Below are 23600 nucleotides of genomic sequence, written 5' to 3' on the forward strand. Positions count from 1 at the left end.
GATGGCTGAGTTTCATCCGGCACTGACCCAGGCGGACTGGTCGGCGGTCTGGCTGACCTTCAAGCTCGCGAGCGTGGTCACGGTGATCCTATTGCTGGTCGGCACGCCGATCGCGTGGTGGCTCGCTCGCACGCGATCGAAATGGAAGGGTCCGGTCGGCGCCTTGGTCGCGTTGCCGTTGGTGTTGCCGCCGACCGTGCTCGGGTTCTATCTGCTGGTGGCAATGGGTCCGCATGGGCCGGTCGGGCAGTTCACGCAGTGGCTCGGGATCGGGCTACTGCCCTTCACGTTTGCGGGTCTGGTGGTCGGCTCGGTGTTCTATTCGATGCCCTTCGTCGTGCAGCCGATCCAGAACGCCTTCGAGGCCATCGGCGAACGACCCCTGGAGGTCGCCGCGACGCTGCGGGCGAACCCTTGGGACCGCTTTTTCACCGTCATGCTGCCCTTGGCCAAGCCCGGCTTCATCACCGCCGCGATCCTTGGCTTCGCCCATACCGTTGGCGAGTTCGGGGTGGTGCTGATGATCGGCGGCAATATCCCGGAGCAAACCCGTGTCGTCTCGGTCGCCATCTACGACCATGTCGAGGCGCTCGAATATGCCGAGGCCCATCTCTTGTCGGCGGGCATGCTGATCTTCAGCTTTCTGGTGCTGTTGGCGCTCTACTCACGGAAGACCAGCGTATGGAGATGAGTGGCGTACCCCAAGCGATGAGCCAAGCTGCCGCGTCGACCGTCGAGGCCCGGTTTCGGGTGCAATGGCCGGGATTTGTACTCGATGTGGACCTGAATCTCCCGGGGCGCGGGGTCACCGCGCTCTTTGGCCATTCGGGGTCCGGTAAGACCACACTGTTACGCTGCATCGCGGGGTTGGAGCGGCAGGGTCAGGGGCGTCTGAGTTTCAAGGGCGAGGTCTGGCAGGACAGTGCGCGGCACACCTTCGTTCCGACCCATCGACGTCCCCTGGGCTATGTGTTTCAGGAGGCCAGCCTCTTCCCGCATCTGTCGGTGCACCAGAATCTGATCTACGGCCGCAAGCGGGTGGGCGGCGCGCACCGGGTCTCACTTGAGCAGGCCATCGACCTGCTCGGCATCGGGCACCTGCTCGAGCGCATGCCCGATCGTCTCTCGGGCGGCGAACGGCAAAGGGTCGCCATCGCCCGAGCGCTGGCCACCAGTCCACGCCTTCTGCTGATGGACGAACCGCTCGCCGCGCTGGACCTGAAACGCAAGGGCGAGATCCTGCCCTATCTGGAACGCTTGCACGACGAGCTGGAGATCCCCGTCTTCTATGTCAGCCATTCGCCCGACGAGGTCGCGCGTCTGGCGGATTATGTGGTGCTGCTCTCTGAGGGGCGCGTGGTCGCCGAGGGGGGGCTTCAGGAGACGCTTGCACGGCTCGATCTGCCGACCGCTTTCTCCGAGGACGCCGGGGTGGTGATCGAGGCGGTCATCGCCTCGCATGACGAGAACTATCACCTGTCGCGACTCGACTTCCCCGGCGGCAATGTGGTGGTCGCGCAACGGCGGGAACCGATCGGCCACCGTTTGCGTTTGCGAATCCATGCCCGTGACGTGAGCATTGCCCTGGAACGGGCCACCGGCACCAGCATCGCCAACCTGCTGCCAGCAACCGTCGTGGAGATCGCCGATGCCGACACCCCGGCCCATGTTCTGATCCAACTCGCCGCGGCGGACACCACGATCATCGCCCGGATTACCCGCCGCTCGCTGGATCAGCTCGGACTGCGCCGAGGGATGCCGGTCTGGGCGCAGATCAAGGCCGTCGCCCTGCTCGGTGATTGAGCCCGCGCGCCACCGGTGGACGTGGCTTCCAGCCGCTTCCTGACACGCCTAGATGGCGCGTCGACTGATCACTGAGCCAACACCTGGGCTCTGGAACGACATTGAGCATGGCAGTCTTCAGCAGCGGGCCGACAAGGAACCGGTCCTGCCGAGCGGGGACGCACCGCCGTCTCGGATGTCGCATTCCTGATGGACAGGGCACCACTGCATTGCAGACAATCGATCGGTCTCATTGGTCCGCGAACTCATGATGTGCAACCTGACCGAGGCGCTATGCGGGCCGGCATCCCACGGCCTTGTTCCATATTCGAGGGTCCATCGCTTTGCAGAAAACAGAAAACCTGAACATCAGTGGTTTCGACCCGATGCCCTCGCCGCGCGCGATTCATGATGCCGTGCCCATGTCCGATCAGGCCGCGGCGACGGTGCTGACCGGCCGCGCGACCTTGCAGGCGATTCTGGATCGGCGCGATCCGCGTCTCTTCGTCGTCGTGGGACCCTGTTCCATCCACGATCCAGAGGCCGGGCTGGATTATGCCCGACGGCTGAAATCGCTGGCCGATGCGGTCGCGGATCGATTGGTGTTGGTGATGCGGGTCTACTTCCAGAAGCCGCGCACCACCACGGGTTGGAAGGGCTTCATCAACGATCCGAACCTGAATGACACCTTCTGTATCGCGGAGGGGATGGAGCAGGCGCGCCGGTTTCTGCGCACCGTCACCGAACTGGGGTTGCCGACCGCGACCGAGGCACTCGACTCGATCGCGCCCCAGTATCTGTGGGACCTGGTCTGCTGGACGGCGATCGGGGCACGCACCTCCGAATCCCAGACGCACCGTGAGATGTCATCCGGTCTCTCGACCCCGGTCGGGTTCAAGAATGGGACAGATGGCGCGGTGGAGATTGCCATCAATGCGATCCTCTCCGCCGCGCAGCCGCACAGCTTCCTCGGGATCAATGCCGATGGCGTGACCAGTGTCGTCCGATCACGCGGCAACCCCTATGGGCATCTCGTGCTGCGTGGCGGCGGCAATCGCCCGAACTATGACACCGTCAGCGTCGCCATGGCCGAGGAGGCCCTGAATAAGGCGACGTTGCCGGCGAACATCGTGATCGACTGTTCGCACGCCAACAGCTTCAAACGGCCCGAACTCCAACCCCTGGTGATGCACGATTGCATTAATCAGGTCTGCGGCGGCAATCGCTCGATTGTTGGCCTCATGGTGGAGAGCTTCCTGGAGGCCGGGAACCAACCCATCCCCGCCGATCTGACCTCGTTGCGCTATGGTTGCTCAGTCACCGACGCCTGTATCGACTGGCCGACGACCGAGCGCATGATCCGAGATGCCCACGCGGCCTTGTCGGAACCGCTGCTGTCGCGGCGCGCGCGGGAAGTCCGCACCGCTGCTCGGCCTCCGGAGGCTTGAATGCCCCGGCTGACCGGTGCGCGCAGTCTCCACTGCAGTCCGCCGCTCAGGTGACTGCTGGGGTCTGGTGCAGGTAGGTTTGGTCGCTGAGCTGTTGCAAAACGAAGTCCGCGACGTCGGCCCGGCTCACTCGTCCGCCCTTGATGGTCGGATCGAGTCCGGACCGATAGGTGCCCGTGTGGGGGCCGTCGGTCAAGCCGCCGGGACGCACGATGGTCCAGTCCAGACCGCTCGCCTTGATCAGCTCTTCTTGCTCGGCCTTCGCGCGCATGATCGTCTTCAGCGTCAGGTCCATGAGGATTCGAAACACGGGATTGAGTTGTCCACGGCTGTCTCCGACACCCAGTGAGGTGATGGTAATGAGCCGCCGCACGCCATGGCTTTGCATCGCTGTGAGGATGTGCGCTGTTCCGGCGGCCTCGATGGGGGTGCGACCACCATGGGAGCCGAGCGCGCAGATCACCGCCTCGGTGCCCTGGACGCACTCGGCGGTTGGGGCGAGATCAAGGACATCGCCGTGAATCAGCGTCACCCCCGCTGGGGCCGTTAAACGCGTGGGATCACGTACCAGTGCCCTAATCTGATGTCCCTGACTGATTGCTTGGGCCAGGATCTGGCGGCCGGTCCCACCGGTGGCACCAAAGAGTGCGATCTGCATCGGGTCTGTGCTCCGTGTTCGAGGCTGTGGTCGGGAAAGTCCGTGCGGTCCACTCGCGCTCCGGTGCCCGGTCAACCAAAGGGTTTCAGATGGCAGCGGCCAGCGCCACCAGACAGGCCAGACAGGAGACGAAGGACCCATTCGCGAGCGATACACCCAGGATCACCAGTGCCTGGTCCTCGCAACATCCGGTTGCCATGACGAGCGAGGGGAAAGCGCTGGCCGAGCCACTCGACCAGTTGCTCGATGGGTCCGGTAGAACCGCTGACACAGCAGATGCCCTCCACTGGGTGGCATTGCAACCAGCTTTGGTCGGCCGCGACGCCTGCTCCCAGCGCGGCGATCGGCAAGAGTGCCGATCCTAGGCGTTCGCGGACCGGGAGGCGCGCGGCAGCGGGCGGTGGCGAATCAGAGCCAGCGGGTGTCAGTCTCGACATGAGTTGAGTGTCGATGACGACGATCAGGTCTCCAGGAGACGCTTGATCTGTTCGACGGAGAGGACCTTGCCCATGCTTTTCACCTCGCCGTCGATCGCGAGGGCCGGTGTGCTCATGACCCCAGCGTCGATGATGGCATTGAGGTCGGTGACTTTTTCTAATTTGAAATCAAGCCCCAGGGACTGCGCGGCGGTTTCTGTATTGAGCGCCAGTGTCGCGCATTTCGCACAGCCAGAGCCGAGAATTTGCAGTGTGATCATGTCTTGTGACGCCTCGCATCAGTCGGGAACGAATCAAGGGAAGACGGTGCCGAACACCAGCCCGCAGAAAGTGGCCATGATCACCACCAACAGGGCATACACCAGGGTTTTTTCGGTTCCGAGGATCCCTCGGATCACCAGCAGGTTCGGCAGGGACAATGCGGGTCCAGCCAGCAGCAAGGCCAGTGCGGGCCCCTTGCCCATGCCGGCACCGAGAAGCCCTTGCACGATGGGCACCTCGGTCAAGGTCGCGAAATACATGAGCGCGCCAGCCACGGCGGCGAACAGATTCGCGCCCAAGCCATTCCCGCCAACCGCCGCGTTGATCCATTGCGACGGGATCAATCCTTCGTGACCAGGGCGTCCGAGCAGGATGCCCGCCAAGAGCACGCCGATCAGCAGCAGTGGCAGGATGAGTTTCGCGAAATCCCAGGTCTGCGCAAGCCAGTCCTGCCCATCGCCGGGCTGGAACGCAGCGCTCAGGGTCAGGCCAAGCATGCCGGCGGTGAACGCGAGTTCGGGATGGTGCGGCAGCAGCCATGCGAGCAGCGCGACCACCAGCGCGGTGATCGCCAAGGGGGGCCAGGCCCAGTGCCAGCGCCAGATGAGCAGTAGGGCCAAGCCCAATCCCGCGAGCGCGGTCAGAATCCACTTGGCCGCGGCGATGGCGTGCCAGACCGGACTCTCGGTGGCACTGGCGGGAACCCAATTGGCGAACACCAGGATCGCGATCAACAGCGCGAAGAAGAGCGCGGTCTCGCCGAGTGGGCGACCCGCCTCGCCAGTCAGGATGAAGCCGCGCTGTTGCTCCACGCGGGCGCGCTCCTCACGCCGATAGAGCCAGCCCATGATGAATCCGATGACCAGTGCAAAGAGCACGGCGCTCAGCGCGCGCGCGAGACCCAGTTCGAACCCGAGAACCTTCGCGGTGAGCACGATCGCGAGCACATTGATCGCCGGGCCTGAATAGAGGAAGGCGACCGCGGGTCCAAGTCCCGCGCCACGCCGATAAATGCCACCGAACAAGGGCAGTACGGTACAGGAGCAGACCGCCAGGATGGAGCCGGATACCGAGGCCACGCCATAGGCCGCGAACTTGTTCGCCTGCGGCCCCAGATAGGTCATCACCGTGTCCTTGCCCAGGTAGACGGCGATGGCCCCGGCGATGAAGAAGGCGGGCACCAGACAGAGCAGGACATGCTCGCGTGCATACCAGCGCAGCAGCGCGAGACCCTCGAGTATGGCCGTATCGAATCGCGCCGTGCCGACCGGCATGATCCAGATCAAGCCAAAGATCGCGAGCGCGCCGAGCAACCACTTCAACTCGCGCGGTTCGCTGAACACCCGTTCGCGCACATGTGAGAAGGCGCGGACGAATCTCGACGGGGCCAGTGGTGCGGTGGGTGGCCGGCTCATCGGTCTGACATTATCCCTTGGAGGTGGATTCAATCCAGGATGATATCTGGAAAATCAGATATAGGCGAGCCGTGACGCGGGTGATGCTGTGAACCGGTTCGATCGGGCCGGATCAGTCCATCCCGGCCGGATCAGTAGATCCAGGGAATGAGCTTTCGCACCTGACTCGCGTAGGCCGCGTACTCGGGGTGTCGTTCGCTCAACCAGGCCTCTTCCTTACTGGCTTTGTAGTCGAAGAAGACAAAGCCGAGAATGAGGATCAGCAGGTGTGAGAGGCTGAGCGTGAAGAGTACCCAGCCCGCGGCCGCGAACAGCTGGCTGCTGTAGAGCGGGTGTCGCACCCGTGCGTAGGCCCCATGCTTGACCAATTGATTGTGATCGACCGGATAGGGCAGGGGGGTGAGATAGTCACGGATGTGCAGTGCGCCAAAGATCCCGAGGGCGAGCGCGGCGCCCCAGCAGAGCAGGAGTGCCGGCCACCGCAGCGGCGCGAGCATCTCAAGCAGGCCTGGAGTGACCAATGGATTCCAAGCCGGGGTGACGATGAAGCCGAAGAAGATGACGAACTGCAGGGCGACGAGGTGTTCGCCGCGCTCGCCACGCAAAAATGAGAAACGGGACATGATGATGGGCCTCTCTGCCACGGACGGTGGGAGTCGGTCGCATTTATCCGACTGACTGGGTTTGAGAATCTGTAACGGGCTATGTGGGCCCAGTGGTGATGCCGGACAAGTGACCCGCTCTTCGGGCGTTGAGACCGGCGCGTGGCGGCGGGACTGGATTGGCTCCGAACGGGCACCGGACTGGCGCGGCTCGGGACCGGCTCCGCGCCCACCCCGTTCGGTCGGGCATCGCGGTCTCTCGACGAAGCGGACACCCCGAACCGGGTGCACTCGTACCTAGCCATCAGGCACTTGCTTCTAGGCTGAATTGCCGCTTTCCGGTAGACTCCCAGAGTTTGAGTCCTAGGCGACATTTCAGGCCGAGTCGTGCCGACAGTTGATGAGACACCCGAGTTGACCTTCGATTGGCTTGTGCGCGTGTACTACGAGGATACGGACGCCGGTGGGGTCGTCTACCATGGGCGCTATCTGAATTTTTTCGAGCGGGCGAGAACCGAATGGCTGCGGACGCTTGGATACGAACAGGATCGGCTGCGTGAGCAAGAGGGAATCCTCTTTGCCGTACGGCATGTCGACATCGATTATCTGGCTCCGGCTCGGTTCAACGACGCCTTGCGTCTCGCGGCGCGATTGACCCGCGTGGCTGGAGCGAGCCTCGAGTTCGAGCAACACGCCCTGCGGGACGCGGACGGTAGCTGTTGTTGCCGAGCACAGGTGAAGGTCGCCTGCGTCGACACCGAAACACTGCGCCCGACCCGCCTGCCGCGTCACCTTGCGTCTGATCTGCTGGTCTTGATGCGCGCCCCCGCGGAGTCTCCTTCATGACGTCCGACCTCTCCTTATTCAGCCTCATCCTGCAGGCCAGTCTGGTCGTCCAATTGGTGCTCTTGGTGCTGGTGCTGGCTTCCATCACCTCCTGGATGATGATCTTCGATCGCGCTCGCGTCCTCACGAGTGCGCGTAAAAAGGCGGCCGCCTTCGAAGAGCGATTCTGGTCTGGCGGGGATCTCAGCGCCCTCTACATGGATCTCAGCCAAGGCAAGCAGGGCGAGCAGGGACTGGCGTCGATCTTCCGTGCCGGCTTCAAGGAATATGTGCGCTTGCGCAAGATCGAGGGCAACGATCTCATGGCCGTCCTGCACGGCAGCGAACGCGCCATGCGCGTGGCGCTGAGCCGCGAGGTCGATCGCCTGGAAACCAGTCTGAACTTCCTGGCTACCGTTGGGTCGACAAGTCCCTATATCGGCCTGTTCGGCACCGTCTGGGGCATCATGCACGCCTTCCATGCCCTAGGGAACGTGGAGCAAGCGACCCTCGCGCTGGTTGCCCCGGGAATCTCGGAGGCGCTGGTCGCAACCGCGATCGGTCTGTTTGCGGCGATCCCCGCGGTGATTGCCTACAACCGATATTCCGATCAAGTCGAGCGCCTGAGCAACCGCTACGAGGAGTTCATGGAGGAGTTCTCGAGCCTGTTGCAGCGTCAGGGTCAGGCCTGAGCGAGCGAGGATTAGGCATCATGCTCAAACGTGCCCGCGTCCGGCAGCGGCGCCGGCCGATGTCCGAGATCAATGTCGTCCCTTACATTGACGTGATGCTGGTGTTACTCGTCATCTTCATGGTGACGGCGCCGCTCATCACCCAGGGCGTGAAGGTCGCGTTACCACAAGAGCGTGCCGGCGGCATTCCCAGTCCGACGACGGATGCCGTCATCATTACGGTCGATCAGTTTGGTGATTTCTACATCGATATCGGTGAGGACAAGAATGCCCCGGCGAGCGAGCAGATTTTGTTCGAACGCATCCGTGTGGTGCTCCAATACCAGCCTGGCACCCCGATCCTGGTGCGGGCGGACAATCGCGTTGAATACGGTCGTGTGGTGCGGGCGATGGTGATCGCTCAAGCCGCCGGTGCTCCGGACGTCGGACTGGTGACGGTGCCTCCCGAGCGTTCCGAGCGTCGCTAGCACCGACGACTCCAAACATGTGGAACATCCTGCGGCGCAATCCTGGTGCACTCTATGGTTCGCTGGCGCTGCACGTCTTCTGCGCCTTGCTCCTCTTCGTTGGCATCCACATCGATCACCCGGTCACGGATGCCGGCAGCAAGGCGCGTGTGGTGCAGGCAAGCCTCGTCAGTGATGCCGCGCTCGAGGAAATGGTCGCCCAGTTTGCCGCCGAGCAAACCCAGCGCGCCGCCGGTCCCGAACTGAGCGAGCCGGTCCCGGGTGACACTGCCGCTGCAATGCCGCCGAGTCCCGCCGTGACAGACGAGGCCGCGGCACCCCTGGACACCGCGCAGGCGGCTCAGCTGGAGAGCGAGCGGCTGGCCGCCGAGCAGGCCGCCGAGGCCGAGCGTCAGGAGGCGTTTCGAGAGGCCGAGTTGCAACGTCAGGCCGAGGCTGAACGGTTGGACGCCGAGCGCTTGGAAGCCGAGCGCTTGGCGGCCGAGCAACAGCGTCTTGAGGCCGCCCGACGAGCCGCGGAGGACGCGGCGCGGGCCGAGGCGCAACGACTTGCCGCCGAGGCGCAAGCGCGCGCGGAGGAACAGGCCGCTGAGCGCCGACGCCGCGAGGCCGAACGCCAGGCGGAGCGGCAACGTCAGGCCGAGCTCGAAGCCGAGCGTGTGGCCGCCGCCCGACTGGAGGCGGAGCGCCTCGCCGCCGAGGCCGCCGCGCGCGCCGAGGCCGAACGATTAGCGGCCGCGGAACGCGCTCGCGAGGAACGCGCCGAGGCTGAGCGTCGCGCCGCCGAGGAGCGTCGTGTGCAAGCCGAGCGCGCAGCGGCTCTGCGTGCCGAGATCGAGGCCGAGCGGATGCGCGAACTCGAGGAAGAGGCGCAACGGCTTGCCCTGATGGAGGAGCAACGTCTCATCGAGGAGTTGGCCCAAGAGCAGATCGCGCGCGAAGCACGGCGCTTGGCCGAGGAGGAGCAACGCGGCTTGGCGGCCGAGACCGCGCAGCGCACGGCCACGGGTGATCGCTTTTCGGACCGTGCCACGGAACAACTCGCACGTGAAGCCGATCGCTATGTCCCCGTGATTCGGGATCGTGTGCGCCAGTTCTGGGTGCGGCCGCCCGCGACGGATCGTGGTCTCGCCACTGTCGTCTCCGTCCGCTTGATCCCGGGCGGCCAGGTGGTGCCCGACAGCGTGCGGGTGGTGCAAAGCAGCGGCAACATGGCATTCGATCAGTCCGTCGTCGCCGCCGTGAATCAGGCCTCACCCCTCCCCGTGCCTTCGGGTCCGCTGTTCGAGCGGTTTCGGGAGTTCAATTTCACCTTCAGACCATAAGCGCTAGGACTGTGCCCATGTCTCGACAACCGCGTTGTCATCCCCGCGTCGCACTGCGTCTCGATCTGCTGATGGTGTTGCTCTGCGGTCTCTGCTGCGGAGTCGGGTCGGCGCAGGCCCGACTCAACATCGAGGTCACGGGTGGGGTTGAGGCCGCGCAGCCGATTGCGATCGTTCCCTTCGGAGTTAGTGACGGGTTGATCCCACCGGTCGATGTGGCGTCCGTGATCGCCTCCGACCTGGCTCGCACCGGTCGCTTCCGAGCGCTTCCCACCCGTGACATGCTCGCCATGCCATCGCGCCATGATGACGTGGATCTGCGCGATTGGAGTCTGCTTGGCATGAACAACTTGGTGATTGGGCGCGTCGAGCCGGAGGGGGCCGGGTTTAAGGTGGAGTTCACCCTCTATGACGTCTTTCGCGGCCAGCAGCTCGCGAGCAGTAGCGTGACCTCCACCGCGCCGGGCCTGCGTAATGCCGCGCACCGGATCGCTGACATCATCTATGAACAGCTCACCGGTCAGCGGGGTGTCGCGGCGACCCGCATCGCCTATGTCACCTCCAGCGGAGAGGGTGAGTCCCAAACCGTGACCCTGCGGGTGGCCGATGCCGATGGCGCCAATCCGCAGACCATCGTGTCCTCGGGCGAGCCCATCATGTCGCCGGCCTGGTCGCCGGATGGACGCCGTCTGGCCTACGTCTCATTCGAGAACAAGCGCCCGGCGATCTACATCCAGGAACTGGCAACGGGGCGGCGCGACCTGGTCGCGAGTCACCCCGGTATCAATGGTTCGCCGGCCTTCTCGCCGGACGGTCGCAAGCTCGCGATGACCCTCTCCAAGGACGGTAACCCGGAGATCTATGTGCTGAATCTTCTGACGCGCGAACTCGTGCGCCTGACTGATCACTTCGCCATCGACACCGAACCGGCCTGGTCGCCCGATGGTCGTGAGATCATCTTCACCTCCGATCGTGGTGGGAGCCCGCAGATCTATCGCATGTCCGCGGACGGTGGACCCGCGCAGCGCATCAGCTTCGAAGGCGACTACAATGCGCGTGCCTCGTATGCGCCAGATGGTCGCTCCATCGTCCTGGTCACCCGGGCCGGTGGGCGCTTTCGGATTGGCTTGATGGATCTCGACAGTGGCTTCACGCGCCTCTTGAGTAACGGCAGTCTCGATGAGTCACCGAGTTTCGCGCCGAACGGGAGCATGGTAATTTACGCGACCATTCAGGGCGGGCGCGGCATCCTTGCGGTCTCCTCGATCGACGGTGGCGGCAATCAACGCCTGTCACAGGATACTGGGGAGGTGCGCGAGCCCGCCTGGTCTCCATTCATCAATTGAGCCCCATTGAGCCAGGGCGCGAGGGATCATGACGGTGACTTCAAAACCGGTTGAGGTGCTATGGGGTTGTGTGCTGATCATGGCGCTGCTCGCGGTGAGCGGCTGTACCAGTGCGCCCAAGCCCCCACCAGCCGCGGCACCCGCGAGTGGCATGACGACGCCAGCAAGCACCGCTCCACTCGAACCGGCGGTCCCGGTCTATGCCGGACCCTGGGAGGATCCCAGCAATCCGCTCTATCAGCGTACCATCTACTTCGATTACGACAAGGCGGAGGTGCGGCCCGAATACCTGCCGCTCCTGCGTACCCATGCGCGCTATCTGGGAACGCACGCCTCGCAACGGGTCACGCTGGAAGGGCATACCGACGAGCGCGGTTCGCGTGAATACAACCTCGCGCTCGGCGATCAGCGTGCCGAAGCCGTGCGGCGGTTGATGATCGCCGATGGGGTGCAGCCCAATCAGCTCTCGACCTTGAGTTATGGTGAGGAGCGTCCCGCCAACACGGGGCGTACCGAGCAGGCTTGGCGACAGAACCGTCGGGTCGTGATCCAATACTAAAGGCTCCGCGAACCAGCCGCCGGTTTGTCCAAGCGGCCCGTGCGCAGCCATTTCCAGGAGAGGATGCGATGGACTCCCGATCGCTCAAATGCATGCTGGCCCGTGGGCTGATCACCGCGGCCCTGGCCCTGGCCCTGCCCGCCGCTGCCGTGGCCGACCCCATGCTCGAAGGTCGGATCGCGCGGATCGAACGGATCCTCGATAACCAGGCCGGCTCGGAACTCCTGCTGCAAATGCAACAGATGCAGATGGAGATGCAGGAACTGCGTGGGCTCGTTGAGCTGCAGCATTTCGAGATTCAGCGCCTCCAGCGGCAGCAACGCGGCCAATTCATCGATGGCGATTCACGACTCGGCAGTGAGCGCGATGACCCCCCGGATGCGCGCTTCAGCGATGGCACTCCGGTTGATCCCAATGATCCCAGCGACCTCTCGCTACCCGGCGCGCTCGACCTCAGCGTCAGCGATCCCGCTCGCAGCGCACGTCCGACGGCCTCAGGGCCGACATCGTCCGCCGCGACCGGAATTCCATCCTTGCCCTCCCCCGAAACCAGCGGCGGTAGCGAGCGCGACAGCTATGCGGCGGCGTTCGAACTGCTGAAAGATCGTCAGTTCGAGCAAGCTCAAGAGGCCTTCAACGATCTCCTGCGCCGCTATCCTCAAGGGCAATTTACCGACAATGCCCGCTATTGGCTCGCCGAGACCTACTATGCCCAGCGCAACTACCCCGCCGCGATGGCGGAATTCGACCGGCTCGTCCAATTGAATTCGCAGAGCCCCAAAGTGCCCGGTGCCTTGCTCAAGATCGGTTCCATCCAAGCCGAGCAGGAGGATCTGGAGCAGGCCCGCGCTATCTTCCAAGAGATCATCAACCGCTACCCCCGAACCACGGAGGCACGGCTCGCGAGAAGCCGTCTTGATCAACTGGGCGCGGCCCCGCGTTGAGCATCACTGCTTACGCTGGCCGGGTCAACGGATCACCAACGTCCGTTGCGCGCACCGAGCTGGTGCGTTGATGGAGGCGATCACGTTGACCTGCGCGCCACTCATGAGCACAGGTCTCGGCTACCCCACTGGTTGCGAGACATCCTGATATAGCAGGAGCGCCAGTGGCCCTTCAAAACCGAACGGTGAGACCGTATAATCACGCACTTTAGCGCCCTTAGCTCAGTTGGTAGAGCATCTGACTTTTAATCAGGTGGTCGCAGGTTCGAGCCCTGCAGGGCGCACCAAATTAAACAAGGGCTTAGGTTCATCGCCTAAGCCCTTTTTCATTGCGGAACCCAAATTAGGTGACGCTGTAGGTAACACGCGGCTGCTGAGCGCCCAAATCCCCCGACCGCAAACCCGGTCTGAGCTTGCCCGCCAGCTCACGGATCGCCTCGACGGCTTGAGCCCGGGCGGCACAAGGGAGGGGGAACCCATGTCCCCGGATGACTGCGCTAAGGAGTCAGGCATGACCCTCACCGACAGCGCATATTCATAGATCACGTCACTGTGCCCTCTGCGGGGCGCCCCTGGTTGCCCCGCAAGGCCAGCCGCCCGCCGCCTTCGTCTGCCCCGGCCATCCGCTGCTCGACGCCGTCATCGATCTCACCCTGGAGCGCAACCGCGACCTGCTCAAGCACGGCACCCTGCTGGTCGACGAGCGCGACCCCGGCACCGCGCCGCGCGTGGTCTTCTATCTGGAGCACGCCATCCAGGATGCTGGACTCACCCGCGCCGGGGAACGCCGCATCGTCTCCAAGCGCATGCTGTATGTGGAGCAGGACGCCGACGGCGCCACCCGCTACGTCCACTATGCCCCCTATCTCGACTATCGTCCGCTGGCGCCGGACGAGCCGGGAATCGACGCCATCCTCGACCGCACCGAGTGCCGGTGGATCGACCGCGAGCTGGAAAGGAAGGCCCAGCTCTCGCCGCTCCCGCCGGTGGTACTCGGCGGTCTGTTGGTGGTCCCGATCGGACTGATCCGGGCCATGACCGGCCAGACCAGCAACGAGCCGACCCATCCGGTCGACACCCAAGCCAGCGCTGCCCGCGCTCGCGCCATCGTCATGGCGGTCGAGCGCGGCCTCGGCTTCGAGCCGACCGACCGTGAATTCGAGAAGCTCGGTTACGACATCGAGAGCCGTGTCCCAGGAACCGGCAAGCTGCGCTCCAGGCGATCGCAAAACGACTGTTCTCTTCTTTTACGAGGCGGCAGTGCGACTTGTTGACGGTCCAGCGCCAGAAGCCACGGAAACAGCCGCGAATCCTGGAGAAGACGCAGCCTATGTCGACATCATGGCCACGTTTTGCGCGCAATACGGCCTAGACGGGAACGGCGTCACGGAGGAGGACGAAGCGCTTCACTCGGCCCTCGAGACCTTCGGGCGGTATAACGTTGGCTATCACGTCTGGCCATATTGGCGTGAATATGTTCAGAACACATGCGCGCGCATGGGTATCCCGCCGATTCCGGTTCCGATGTATCGGCTTCCAGCGTCGTCCGCACCTAACGCCGACAGGATCAGTGAATCGACACCATGAGGGTTCCAGGAGGAGACCATGGGGTTCTGGCATACCGGGTATTTTGAGTTCAAGGATCCGCTGGATCTTGACGGCGCCTACAAGCCAGGTCCGACGATCTATCGCTGCCAACAGTGCGAAGCGACCTTCAACACAGCGGGCGCTGCGGACGCACCGTTTCGGGCATCATACCCACTACCGACCAACCCTCTTTCTCGCCGGCCGTGAAGTCGGGACGACGCCCGCGCGCGACCATCGCGCGGGCGAATCGCAGCAGGCTTACGCCATCCTCGGGGGATGCGGCGAAGTGGCGGACGAGGGCCTCGGTGCATCCGCGCAGCGCGTCGCCTTCCTCCGTGCCGGCTTCGAGCGCGTCATCGGTTCGGTCGTCGTCCGGAACCAATGCGGCCAATCCCTTTGGCGCGCTCATCGAACGGAAGGCGGCCTCATCGTCCGGCCTCCAGTCTCAGCACGGTCTTCGATCCCGTCGCGCGGGCATACCGGTCGAGCGTGCGCAGGCTGGGCAGGGTCCGGCCACTCTCCAGGCGGGCGACGGTCGATTACGAGGTGCCCATTCGCTCGGCGACCTGAGCTTGACTCAGGCCGGCGCGGGTGCGTGCGGCGATCAGCTCGCGGGTAACGGCGTATTCCGCCTCCATGGACTCGTATGCGGCGCGGGTCTTGGTCTCTTCCAGCAGGCGGGCCTTCAAATCTGCGAGCTTCATCATCGGTCACGATGTACGTCTATCGCTCACGCGCGGCATAGAACGCCGTCTTGGAGACGCCCGCTTGACGCGCCATCGACGCGATGAGGGTCGGGGAGAAAGGCGCCTTGGGACAGTCCACCGTGACCTTGTAGCGCCTGCCGCCTTCATCCTTGACCCACTGCTCGTGTGAGCCGCTGCCGCCCTTACGGTGCTCGAAACCGAGTGTGCGTAGAATCCGCTTGACCTCGGCGCAGGTCAGCGGCGGGAAGTGCCCGCTCATTGAGCGAGTGACAGCGGGAGGCGTCCATTGAACGGGCGATGGGTGTCGTCGTGTCGGCGGATGCGGCGCCAGAAGGCGAACCACCAGAAGCGCAGCCAGTACCGCAGCGGCGCGCGGCGATTCAGCAGCGCGTCGGCATAGGGCTGGTCTTCCCCGTCCCATGCCTCGCGCACGTAGTCGTTGATCATGGCGTCCAGCTTGCCCTTGGCCTCCTCGAAGGTCTCGCCTTGGGCGGCCAGGTCGAAGTCCAGGCAGAGGGCGACCCAAACGCCCGGCGCCTCGCGCTCGGCGTAGCAGCGGACCTTCAGCTCGGAAGGGCGGATCGTCGTCATTGACACATTATGGGATGAATTGAGACGGACTGTTGTCCATCGTTACCGCGAGGGTGCCCTCTGTCAACTTTCTCGGATCGGTCATCCCTGCCGCTGCGCGCGGGGCATCTCCACCTCGTTGCCGGCCTCGATCTCGCCGACGATTCGCAGCGCGTAGCTGGCCCATGCGTCCAGGGCTCCGCGGCGCTCTTCGAGATACAGCGCGCGGTTGTAGGTGCCGGCCACGCCAGCCCTTGAGCCAGAGACGTGGTTGATGGTGGCCTCGATGACATGCGGCGGGATGTGCAGATCCTCGGTCATGCGGGTGGCGAGCGTGCGGCGAAGGTCATGCAGCGTCCAGGGTGCGATGCCAGCGCGACCGTCCAGGCGTGCCTTCGACTTCGACCAGCCCGAGAACGATGTCGGCGGCTTGCCCTCGCGGGTGATGCCGGACGTGAACACGAAGTCAGTCTTGAGGCGCATCGCGCGCTGCTCGGCCTTGCGGTCCTCCAGGATCGCCAGGACCGGTTCGGACAGGTGAACAATGTGCTCACGATGATTCTTGGTGCGGCTCTCCGGTAGCGTCCAAGTGGAGCCGTTGATCTCACTCCAGCGCATCCCGCCCACTTCTTCGCGGCGCTGCCCCGTGAACATCAGGATTCGCACGATCCCGGTAAACAGGTCGCCGTGGTTGACCTGGGTCGGTTCGGTGCCCTGCCAGATCGCACGCATCTCATCGAGTGTCAGCACGCGCTCGCGGCTGTGCTCGGCGCCCGGCTTCTTGATCCCTGCGGTCGGATCGAGGGTGATGATCTCGCGATGCAGCGCCGATCCGAACAGCATCGACAGATAGGCCAACGTCCGGTTGGTCATGACCTCGGAGCCGCGCTCCACGAGCACGTCCAGCACGTCCATGACATCGCGCTTGGTGATCTTGGCCATCGGTCGTGCGCTCCAGTCGGCGAACAGATCCGATTCGAGCATGCGCTTGATCTCGGCCATCGTGCGCGGCGCCGGCTTGCGGTTCTGGCGACCGCGGTATTTGCGCAGGAACTCGCCGACGACGGCCACGAAGGTGTTGCGGCTCGCATCGATTTGAGCCACCTTGCGCTCGGCCTTCACTTCGGTGGGAGCAAGTCCCTGGGCGGCGCGATTCATCGCCTCTTGGGCCTGCCGGCGCGCAGTGGGCAAGTCCAACTCGGTCGCGGTTCCGAGATTGGTGCGCGTCATTTTCCACGCGCCGTCCTTCAGGGTGCGGACCATGACGAAGTAGGTCTTGCGCTTCCTGCCGACGCGCAGACCGAACGCGGGGAGGACGGTATCGAAGTAATCCTCTTGGGCTTTGTCGGCCGGCGGGGAGACCTTCTCGACGAACGGGATGGTGAATCGCTTCCTGGGCATGATCTGTTACCTAATCCGGTTTAGGTGACAGTATAGGTAACAGGATCGGGTGTTTCAGACTGTTACCTAGCGTTAGTAGCAGTCTATAACATGCAGCAGAAAAAAGAATTATAACTAAGGCTTATGATAGTTTTCCCGGACTGATAAGTTATGGTCCGAGATGGCCTGAAATCGGCTTTTCGCTGATTTTTATTCAGGTGGTCGCAGGTTCGAGCCCTGCAGGGCGCACCATAAAAACAACGGCCTAGGTGTAAAACGCTTAGGCCGTTTCCTTTTGAGGTCGGTTTCGTCCCCGCTCCGTCCCCATTTCGCCGGTCCCAAGCGGCCGGATTACCCACGAACTCACGCGACCATCTGCGTCCGAACCTGCGACGCTGCATCCACTCAGTCAAGGACCATTTAAGTGACTCGACTCGCCTTGACCGCGGCGGGATGACGTTGCCCACAACAGATGCAGTGTGTTCGGGTGCCCGAGTCGGATCGACGTCTCCCGTGACGCCGCGGCGTTAGCGCCAACGAAGAGCAGTCCCTGAAAATGTCCATCGGATCGATATCATAACGATATGACATATCGAAAAAAGGGTCTGCTTCCGCAGCGAATCGGTCCATGGAAATGTCCGGCATCCGCGCACGTGCCAACTCCTTCACCAGCGTGTTCGAGGACGCCAAGGGTGGATTCGCGAGTGTGCCAGGATGTTCGCCGCGCTCCAGCAAACCGGGTTCCCCGCGGCCGCCGCTCAGCCTGATTCCGGTTCATAGGCCAGGTTTGGGGCCAACCAGCGTTCGATCTCGGACTTCGGCATGCCTTTGCGTTCGGCATAGTCGGCGACCTGATCGCGCGCGAGCTTGCCGACCGCGAAATAGCGGCTGTTGGGGTGCGAGAAATAGAGTCCGCTGACTGCCGCGGTGGGCACCATCGCTTTGGACTCGGTGAGCCAGATACCGACGTTGCGTTCGACGTCCAGCGCCTGCCAGAGCAGATCCTTTTCGGTGTGGTCGGGCGAGGCCGGGTAGCCCATCGCGGGCCGGATGCCTTGGTAGCGCTCCTCGATCATCTCCTCGTTCGTCAAATCCTCCTCTGGGGCGTAGCGCCAATGGCGCGTGCGCACCCGCGCATGCAGCATCTCGGCGAGGGCCTCGGCGAGGCGGTCGGCGATGGCCTTGAGCATGATGGCGGAGTAGTCGTCGTGATCGGCCTCGAAGGCGGCGACCCGCGCATCGATGCCGATCCCGGCGGTGCAGGCGAAGCCGCCGACATAGTCCGGGATGCCGGTCTGCGCCGGAGCGACATAATCGGCGAGACACTCATTGAATTTACCCGCGGGCTGCTTGCCCTGTTTGCGCAGACAGTGGAAGGTGAGGATTGCCTCGCTGCGTTCCTCGTCAGGATAGACCAGGATGTCATCGCCAACGCTGTTCGCGGGAAAGAGACCGATGACGGCGGCGGCGCCGAGCCACTTCTCGGTGATGATCTGGTGGAGCATCGCTTTGGCGTCATCGAATAGCTTGCGCGCCTCCACGCCTTTTTCCGGGTCATCGAGGATCTGCGGGAAACGGCCACGCAGTTCCCAGGCATGGAAGAAAAAGGTCCAGTCGATATAGGCGGCGATCTCCGAGAGTGGGATCTCATGCAAGACCTGCACCCCCAACTCGGCTGGGACGGGGGGTTGGTAGTGCTCCCAATCAATGGGGGTTCGATTCGCCCGGGCCTGCGCGAGCGGGACCAGATCGCGCGCCTCATCCCGTTGGGCGCGGCGCTGGCGGATCTGCTCGTATTCCTCCCGGACGTTGGCGACGAAGCCCTCTTTCAGGTCCTTCGAGAGCAGGCTGCCGGCGACGCCAACGGCACGCGAGGCGTCCTTCACGTGGATCACCGGAAAGTCATACTGGGGTTCGATCTTGACCGCGGTATGCAATTTCGAGGTGGTCGCGCCCCCAATCAGGAGGGGAATGGTGAACCCCTGGCGTTTCATTTCCTTGGCGACATGCACCATTTCATCCAGTGACGGGGTGATGAGGCCCGACAATCCGATGATGTCGGCATTCACCTCGCGAGCCTTGGTGAGGATCCGATCGGCCGGCACCATCACGCCCATGTCGACCACGTCATAGCTGTTGCATTGCAGGACCACGCCGACGATGTTCTTCCCGATGTCGTGCACATCCCCTTTGACCGTGGCCATGAGGATGCGGCCTTGCGTCTCACCCTCGCATTTCTCGGCCTCGAGATAGGGCTCCAGGTAGGCGACCGCCTTCTTCATCACACGCGCCGATTTCACCACCTGGGGCAGGAACATCTTGCCCTCGCCGAAGAGGTCGCCGACCACGTTCATGCCGTCCATCAACGGACCTTCAATGACGTTGATCGGAGCGCCGAGCAACTGGCGCGCCTCTTCGGTATCCTCGACGATGAAGTCGGTGATGCCCTTGATGAGCGCGTGCTCGATGCGCTTCTGCACCGTCGCCTCGCGCCAGGAGAGATCCTGCTTATTCTCGATGCCACTCCCATCACCCTTGTACTTGGGCGCGATGTCGAGCAGGCGTTCGGTGGCATCGGGGCGGCGATTGAGGATGACGTCCTCGACCGCTTCGCGCAGTTCCGCCGGCAGGTCGTCATAGATCGCCAACTGGCCAGCGTTGACGATGCCCATGTCCATCCCGGCGCGGATGGCGTGGTAGAGGAAGACCGAATGGATCGCCTCGCGCACCGGGTCGTTGCCGCGGAAGGAGAAGCTGACGTTGGAGACCCCGCCCGAGACCTTGGCATAGGGCAGTTCGCGCTTGATGCGGTGCGTCGCCTCGATGAAGTCAACGGCGTAGTTGTTGTGCTCCTCGATCCCGGTGGCGACCGCGAAGATATTGGGGTCGAAGATGATGTCCTCGGGCGGAAAGTCGAGTTCATCGACCAGGATGCGGTAGGCCCGCGCGCAGATCTCGAACTTGCGCTCTTGGGTGTCCGCCTGACCGACCTCGTCGAAGGCCATGACTACCGTCGCCGCGCCATAGCGCTTGATCTTGCGGGCCTGTTCGCGGAAGGGTGTCTCGCCTTCTTTCAAGCTGATGGAGTTGACGATGCACTTGCCCTGCACGCACTTGAGCCCGGCCTCGATCACCGACCATTTCGAGGAGTCGATCATGATGGGCACGCGCGCGATGTCCGGCTCGGCGGCGATCAGGTTGAGGAACCGGACCATCGCGGCCTCGGAGTCGAGCATCGCCTCGTCCATGTTGATGTCGATGATCTGCGCCCCGTTCTCGACCTGTTGGCGGGCGACATCGAGCGCGGTATCGAAATCGCCATCGAGGATGAGTCGCTTGAACTTGGCCGAGCCGGTGACATTGGTGCGCTCGCCGATATTGATGAAGCTGGCTTGTGGGGTCATGGGTAGGATTCGCTATCACGGGAGGCTGATCGCCTTGCGTTCGGTTCAGCCGTTGAATGGGGTCGCGATGACTCGGCCCCGGATGTCGCGCGGTCCGGGTGGTCAGAATGGGCACATTATCCTGGAAAACCGCCTCGTTTGGTCGCCGCGTCCACACCCGAGTGCCGACGAACCGGGATCCTCAGCCGCCCTGTGCCCCCGCAAACCGGTGGGCAGGCTCACCAGCCGCGCTCCAGGAGCGGTTTCAGATAGCGCCCCGTGTGTGAATCCGGATGAGCGGCGATGGTCTCGGGGGTCCCGGTCGCGATGATCTCACCACCGCGATCCCCGCCTTCTGGTCCGAGATCGATGATCCAGTCCGCGGTCTTGATGACATCCAGATTGTGCTCGATCACGATGAGGGTGTTCCCATGGTCACGCAAGCGGTGCAGGACGTCGAGCAGATGTTTGATGTCATGCACATGTAGGCCGGTGGTCGGCTCGTCAAGCAGGTAGAGCGTGCGGCCGGTTGCCCGCTTGCCAAGCTCGCGACTGAGCTTCACCCGCTGGGCTTCGCCGCCGGACAGGGTCGTCGCGCTCTGACCGAGGCGCACATAGGCTAGTCCGACATCCAGCAGCGTCTGGAGTTTGCGCTTAATCAGGTGCACGGGGGCGAAGAACGTGAGCGCGTCCTCGACGGTGAGGTTCAGCACCTCGTCGATCGTGAGTCCCTTGTAACGGATGTCCAGGGTCTCGCGGTTATAGCGCCGACCCTTGCAGGTGTCGCACTGGACATAAATGTCGGGCAGAAAGTGCATCTCGACACGAATCAGTCCATCCCCCTTGCAGGCCTCGCACCGACCGCCCTTGACATTAAAACTAAAGCGCCCCGGTCCATAGCCACGGGAGCGCGCCTCGGGGACGGCTGCGAAGAGATCCCGCACCAGGTTAAACAGCCCGGTATAGGTTGCCGGGTTGGAGCGGGGGGTGCGACCGATCGGGCTCTGATCGATATCGACCACCTTGTCGAAGTGCTCAAGACCCTCGATCGCCCGATGCGCGGCCGGCTGACGGCTGGCGCCATTGAGCTGGCGCGCGGCGACCGGGAAGAGGGTGTCGTTGATGAGGGTCGATTTACCCGATCCAGAGACGCCGGTCACGCACACGAGACTCCCGATCGGAATCGCGGCGTCGACCGTGCGGAGATTATGGCCGCAGGCGCCGAGAATCCGCAGTTGTCGCTGCGGGTCGTTGGGGGTACGCACGCTTGGGATGGCAATGCGTTCCTCACCAGAGAGGTAGCGACCGGTCAAGGATCCGGGCACGGTGGCGATCTCATCCGCGGTCCCAAGGGCGACCACCTCGCCCCCGTGCACCCCGGCGCCCGGTCCCAGATCCACGACGAGATCGGCGCAGCGGATCGCCTCCTCATCGTGCTCGACCACGATCAGCGTATTGCCAAGATCGCGCAGATGATTGAGCGTTTTCAACAGGCGCGCATTGTCGCGTTGGTGCAACCCGATCGAGGGTTCATCCAGGATGTACATGACCCCGACCAGGCCGGCGCCGATCTGGCTCGCGAGTCGGATCCGCTGCGCCTCCCCGCCCGAGAGGGTCTCGGCGCTGCGCTCGAGGCTCAGATAATCGAGCCCGACATCCACCAGAAAACCCAGCCGCGCGGCGATCTCCTTGATGATCCGAGTGCCGATCTCCCCGCGCTGACCGGGCAGTTCGAGCCCCGTGAAGAACCGCAGCGACTCCCCGATCGGCAGGGCGGTGAGCGCGGGGAGCGTCTGGTCGCCGAGAAAGACATGACGGGCCGCCTCGTTCAACCGCGAGCCCGCACAGCTGGGGCAGGGCTGGCGTGAGAGGTATTGGGCAAGTTCCTCGCGCACGGCGCTGGAGTCGGTCTCACGATAGCGCCGCTCCAGCGTGCGCAGGATGCCTTCGAACGGGCGGCCCTGACCGGCGCCGCGGCCGCGGCTGGACTTCAGCCTGATGCGCTCCTTGCCGGTGCCGAACAGAAGTCGCTCCTGAGTGGTCCGCGCGAGCTGGTTCCAGGGTGTTCGGATATCGAAACCATCGTGCTCGGCCAGCGCCTGAATGGTCTGAAAACTGGTGATGTTGCGTTGATCCCAGCCCCGGACCGCGCCCTCGACGAGACTGCGTTCGGGCTGCGCGACGACCTTGTCCGGGTCGAAATACTGCTCCGAGCCCAGACCATCGCAGGTGGTGCAGGCCCCGGCGGGATTGTTGAAGGAAAAGATTCGCGGTTCGAGTTCCGGGATGTTGTAACCACAGATCGGGCACGCGAAGGAGGACGAGAAGGTCAGGAGCGCCTGCTCGGGGGCATCGAGCGCGGCAATGCGGGCGCGACCGCCCGAGAGCTTGAGCGCGGTCTCGAGCGATTCGGCGAGGCGCAGGACCAGATCGGGCCGCACTCGGAACCGGTCGACCACGACCTCGATGTCGTGTTTCTTGCGCAGATCGAGTTCGGGCGGATCATCGAGTTCGTAGAGATCACCATCGATCCGCGCCCGCACGAACCCCTGCGCATGCAGTTCCGCGATCAGGCGATGGTACTCACCCTTGCGGGCCGAGACCACGGGCGCGAGCAGCATCACGCGCTCGCCGGGTGGCAACTGGAGCACCTGATCAACCATCTGGTCGATCGTCTGTGCCTCGAGCGGCTCGCCATGCGTTGGGCAACGCGGCTGACCGACCCGCGCGAACAAGAGGCGCAGATAGTCGTAGATCTCGGTGATGGTGCCAACAGTCGAGCGGGGATTATGCGAGGTGGTCTTCTGCTCGATCGAAATCGCGGGCGAGAGTCCCTCGATCTGGTCGACATCAGGCTTCTCCATGACCGAGAGGAACTGCCGGGCATAGGAGGAGAGCGATTCGACATAGCGGCGTTGACCCTCGGCATAGATGGTGTCGAAGGCGAGGGAGGATTTCCCGGAACCGGACAATCCAGTGAAGACGATGAGGCGCCCGCGGGGGAGTTCGAGGTCGATGTTCTTGAGATTATGGGTCCGTGCGCCACGAATGCGGATGGTGTCCATGATGCTGCGTGATCCACGCCCCTGCTGGCCAAACCGCCATTCTAACCCAGCCGGATCGGACCGCTCGACGGGGCGCTGGCAGCGGCGCCAGTGCCCCAGCGCGCGGGGTCCCTCCAGACGCCCGCCCCGCCGGTCTCCGTCTCGTCG

Annotated in this window: 24 protein-coding genes, 1 tRNA gene and 1 pseudogene; 12 read left to right on the forward strand and 14 right to left on the reverse strand. The window is 63.7% G+C overall.

Annotation, left to right across the window (positions count from 1 at the left end):
* The first annotated feature begins 1 nt into the window (after window position 1).
* The 3 genes from modB (at window position 2) to CKO25_RS07085 (ending at window position 3230) form a co-directional block, all read left to right on the forward strand.
* Window positions 2–691 carry a molybdate ABC transporter permease subunit gene (gene modB / locus CKO25_RS07075; protein WP_200387217.1) on the forward strand — a complete coding sequence of 230 codons (690 nt, stop codon included), beginning with the start codon at window positions 2–4 and terminating at the stop codon, window positions 689–691.
* Window positions 688–1803 (forward strand): molybdenum ABC transporter ATP-binding protein, encoded by a 1116-nt coding sequence (gene modC / locus CKO25_RS07080; protein WP_200387218.1) that lies wholly within the window; start codon window positions 688–690, stop codon window positions 1801–1803. The genes modB and modC overlap by 4 nt, the downstream gene beginning before the upstream one ends.
* A gap of 323 nt (window positions 1804–2126) precedes the next feature.
* Window positions 2127–3230, forward strand: a complete 1104-nt coding sequence (locus CKO25_RS07085) for a 3-deoxy-7-phosphoheptulonate synthase (protein ID WP_207162077.1) — start codon at window positions 2127–2129, stop codon at window positions 3228–3230.
* A gap of 46 nt (window positions 3231–3276) precedes the next feature.
* Here CKO25_RS07085 and CKO25_RS07090 read toward each other — a convergent pair whose 3' ends face one another.
* The 5 genes from CKO25_RS07090 to CKO25_RS07110 form a co-directional block, all read right to left on the reverse strand.
* Window positions 3277–3888: an NAD(P)-dependent oxidoreductase gene (locus CKO25_RS07090; protein WP_200387219.1), complete on the reverse strand. Its 612-nt coding sequence runs from the start codon at window positions 3886–3888 to the stop codon at window positions 3277–3279.
* Window positions 3889–3973: 85 nt separating this feature from the next.
* Window positions 3974–4159 carry a disulfide bond formation protein B gene (locus tag CKO25_RS07095; protein ID WP_200387220.1) on the reverse strand — a complete coding sequence of 62 codons (186 nt, stop codon included), beginning with the start codon at window positions 4157–4159 and terminating at the stop codon, window positions 3974–3976.
* A 189-nt stretch (window positions 4160–4348) separates the two neighbouring features.
* Window positions 4349–4585 (reverse strand): thioredoxin family protein, encoded by a 237-nt coding sequence (locus CKO25_RS07100; RefSeq protein WP_200387221.1) that lies wholly within the window; start codon window positions 4583–4585, stop codon window positions 4349–4351.
* Between the two features lie 33 nt (window positions 4586–4618).
* Window positions 4619–6001, reverse strand: a complete 1383-nt coding sequence (locus CKO25_RS07105) for a permease (RefSeq protein WP_200387222.1) — start codon at window positions 5999–6001, stop codon at window positions 4619–4621.
* Between the two features lie 131 nt (window positions 6002–6132).
* Window positions 6133–6624: a methyltransferase family protein gene (locus CKO25_RS07110; protein WP_200387223.1), complete on the reverse strand. Its 492-nt coding sequence runs from the start codon at window positions 6622–6624 to the stop codon at window positions 6133–6135.
* A gap of 366 nt (window positions 6625–6990) precedes the next feature.
* Between CKO25_RS07110 and ybgC the strand changes: the two genes are divergently transcribed.
* The 8 genes from ybgC (at window position 6991) to CKO25_RS07150 (ending at window position 13048) form a co-directional block, all read left to right on the forward strand.
* On the forward strand, window positions 6991–7449 hold the full coding sequence (gene ybgC / locus CKO25_RS07115; protein WP_200387224.1) for a tol-pal system-associated acyl-CoA thioesterase: 459 nt from the start codon (window positions 6991–6993) through the stop codon (window positions 7447–7449).
* A complete protein-coding gene (gene tolQ / locus CKO25_RS07120) occupies window positions 7446–8120 on the forward strand; it encodes a protein TolQ (RefSeq protein ID WP_200387225.1) in 675 nt (224 codons plus the stop codon). The genes ybgC and tolQ overlap by 4 nt, the downstream gene beginning before the upstream one ends.
* Window positions 8121–8140: 20 nt before the next feature.
* On the forward strand, window positions 8141–8587 hold the full coding sequence (gene tolR, locus CKO25_RS07125; RefSeq protein ID WP_200387226.1) for a protein TolR: 447 nt from the start codon (window positions 8141–8143) through the stop codon (window positions 8585–8587).
* A gap of 17 nt (window positions 8588–8604) precedes the next feature.
* Window positions 8605–9912: a cell envelope integrity protein TolA gene (gene tolA, locus CKO25_RS07130; RefSeq protein ID WP_200387227.1), complete on the forward strand. Its 1308-nt coding sequence runs from the start codon at window positions 8605–8607 to the stop codon at window positions 9910–9912.
* 17 nt (window positions 9913–9929) lie between these two features.
* Window positions 9930–11258, forward strand: a complete 1329-nt coding sequence (gene tolB / locus CKO25_RS07135) for a Tol-Pal system beta propeller repeat protein TolB (protein ID WP_200387228.1) — start codon at window positions 9930–9932, stop codon at window positions 11256–11258.
* Window positions 11259–11286: 28 nt separating this feature from the next.
* On the forward strand, window positions 11287–11817 hold the full coding sequence (pal, locus tag CKO25_RS07140; protein ID WP_200387229.1) for a peptidoglycan-associated lipoprotein Pal: 531 nt from the start codon (window positions 11287–11289) through the stop codon (window positions 11815–11817).
* A 68-nt stretch (window positions 11818–11885) separates the two neighbouring features.
* A complete protein-coding gene (ybgF, locus tag CKO25_RS07145; RefSeq protein WP_200387230.1) occupies window positions 11886–12761 on the forward strand; it encodes a tol-pal system protein YbgF in 876 nt (291 codons plus the stop codon).
* A gap of 211 nt (window positions 12762–12972) precedes the next feature.
* A tRNA-Lys gene (locus tag CKO25_RS07150) sits at window positions 12973–13048 on the forward strand.
* A 255-nt stretch (window positions 13049–13303) separates the two neighbouring features.
* Here CKO25_RS07150 and CKO25_RS07155 read toward each other — a convergent pair.
* On the reverse strand, window positions 13304–13510 hold the full coding sequence (locus CKO25_RS07155) for a hypothetical protein (protein WP_200387231.1): 207 nt from the start codon (window positions 13508–13510) through the stop codon (window positions 13304–13306).
* Here CKO25_RS07155 and CKO25_RS07160 point away from each other — a divergent pair.
* Entirely contained in the window at window positions 13490–14035 is a 546-nt protein-coding gene (locus CKO25_RS07160) for a hypothetical protein (RefSeq protein ID WP_200387232.1), read from the forward strand. The genes CKO25_RS07155 and CKO25_RS07160 overlap by 21 nt on opposite strands.
* A gap of 440 nt (window positions 14036–14475) precedes the next feature.
* Here the strand turns inward: CKO25_RS07160 and CKO25_RS07165 are convergent, their stop codons facing one another.
* The 8 genes and pseudogenes from CKO25_RS07165 to uvrA form a co-directional block, all read right to left on the reverse strand.
* Window positions 14476–14757 (reverse strand): hypothetical protein, encoded by a 282-nt coding sequence (locus tag CKO25_RS07165; RefSeq protein ID WP_200387233.1) that lies wholly within the window; start codon window positions 14755–14757, stop codon window positions 14476–14478.
* A gap of 16 nt (window positions 14758–14773) precedes the next feature.
* Window positions 14774–14875, reverse strand: a pseudogene (locus CKO25_RS21790) (transcriptional regulator); the annotation flags it as partial.
* 12 nt (window positions 14876–14887) lie between these two features.
* On the reverse strand, window positions 14888–15055 hold the full coding sequence (locus CKO25_RS21080; RefSeq protein WP_242467464.1) for a hypothetical protein: 168 nt from the start codon (window positions 15053–15055) through the stop codon (window positions 14888–14890).
* Window positions 15056–15071: 16 nt separating this feature from the next.
* Window positions 15072–15314, reverse strand: a complete 243-nt coding sequence (locus CKO25_RS07175) for a type II toxin-antitoxin system HicA family toxin (RefSeq protein ID WP_200387234.1) — start codon at window positions 15312–15314, stop codon at window positions 15072–15074.
* On the reverse strand, window positions 15311–15646 hold the full coding sequence (locus CKO25_RS07180) for a DUF1902 domain-containing protein (RefSeq protein WP_200387235.1): 336 nt from the start codon (window positions 15644–15646) through the stop codon (window positions 15311–15313). The genes CKO25_RS07175 and CKO25_RS07180 overlap by 4 nt, the downstream gene beginning before the upstream one ends.
* Before the next feature lie 81 nt (window positions 15647–15727).
* Window positions 15728–17026: a tyrosine-type recombinase/integrase gene (locus CKO25_RS07185; protein WP_200387236.1), complete on the reverse strand. Its 1299-nt coding sequence runs from the start codon at window positions 17024–17026 to the stop codon at window positions 15728–15730.
* 737 nt (window positions 17027–17763) lie between these two features.
* Entirely contained in the window at window positions 17764–20409 is a 2646-nt protein-coding gene (metH, locus tag CKO25_RS07195; RefSeq protein WP_200387237.1) for a methionine synthase, read from the reverse strand.
* 218 nt (window positions 20410–20627) lie between these two features.
* The gene (uvrA, locus tag CKO25_RS07200; RefSeq protein ID WP_200387238.1) at window positions 20628–23453 is read right to left on the reverse strand and encodes an excinuclease ABC subunit UvrA; all 2826 of its coding nucleotides are present in this window, start codon (window positions 23451–23453) and stop codon (window positions 20628–20630) included.
* Window positions 23454–23600 lie beyond the last annotated feature (147 nt).

The sequence above is a fragment of the Thiocapsa imhoffii genome (assembly GCF_016583985.1).
GTDB lineage: Bacteria > Pseudomonadota > Gammaproteobacteria > Chromatiales > Chromatiaceae > Thiocapsa > Thiocapsa imhoffii.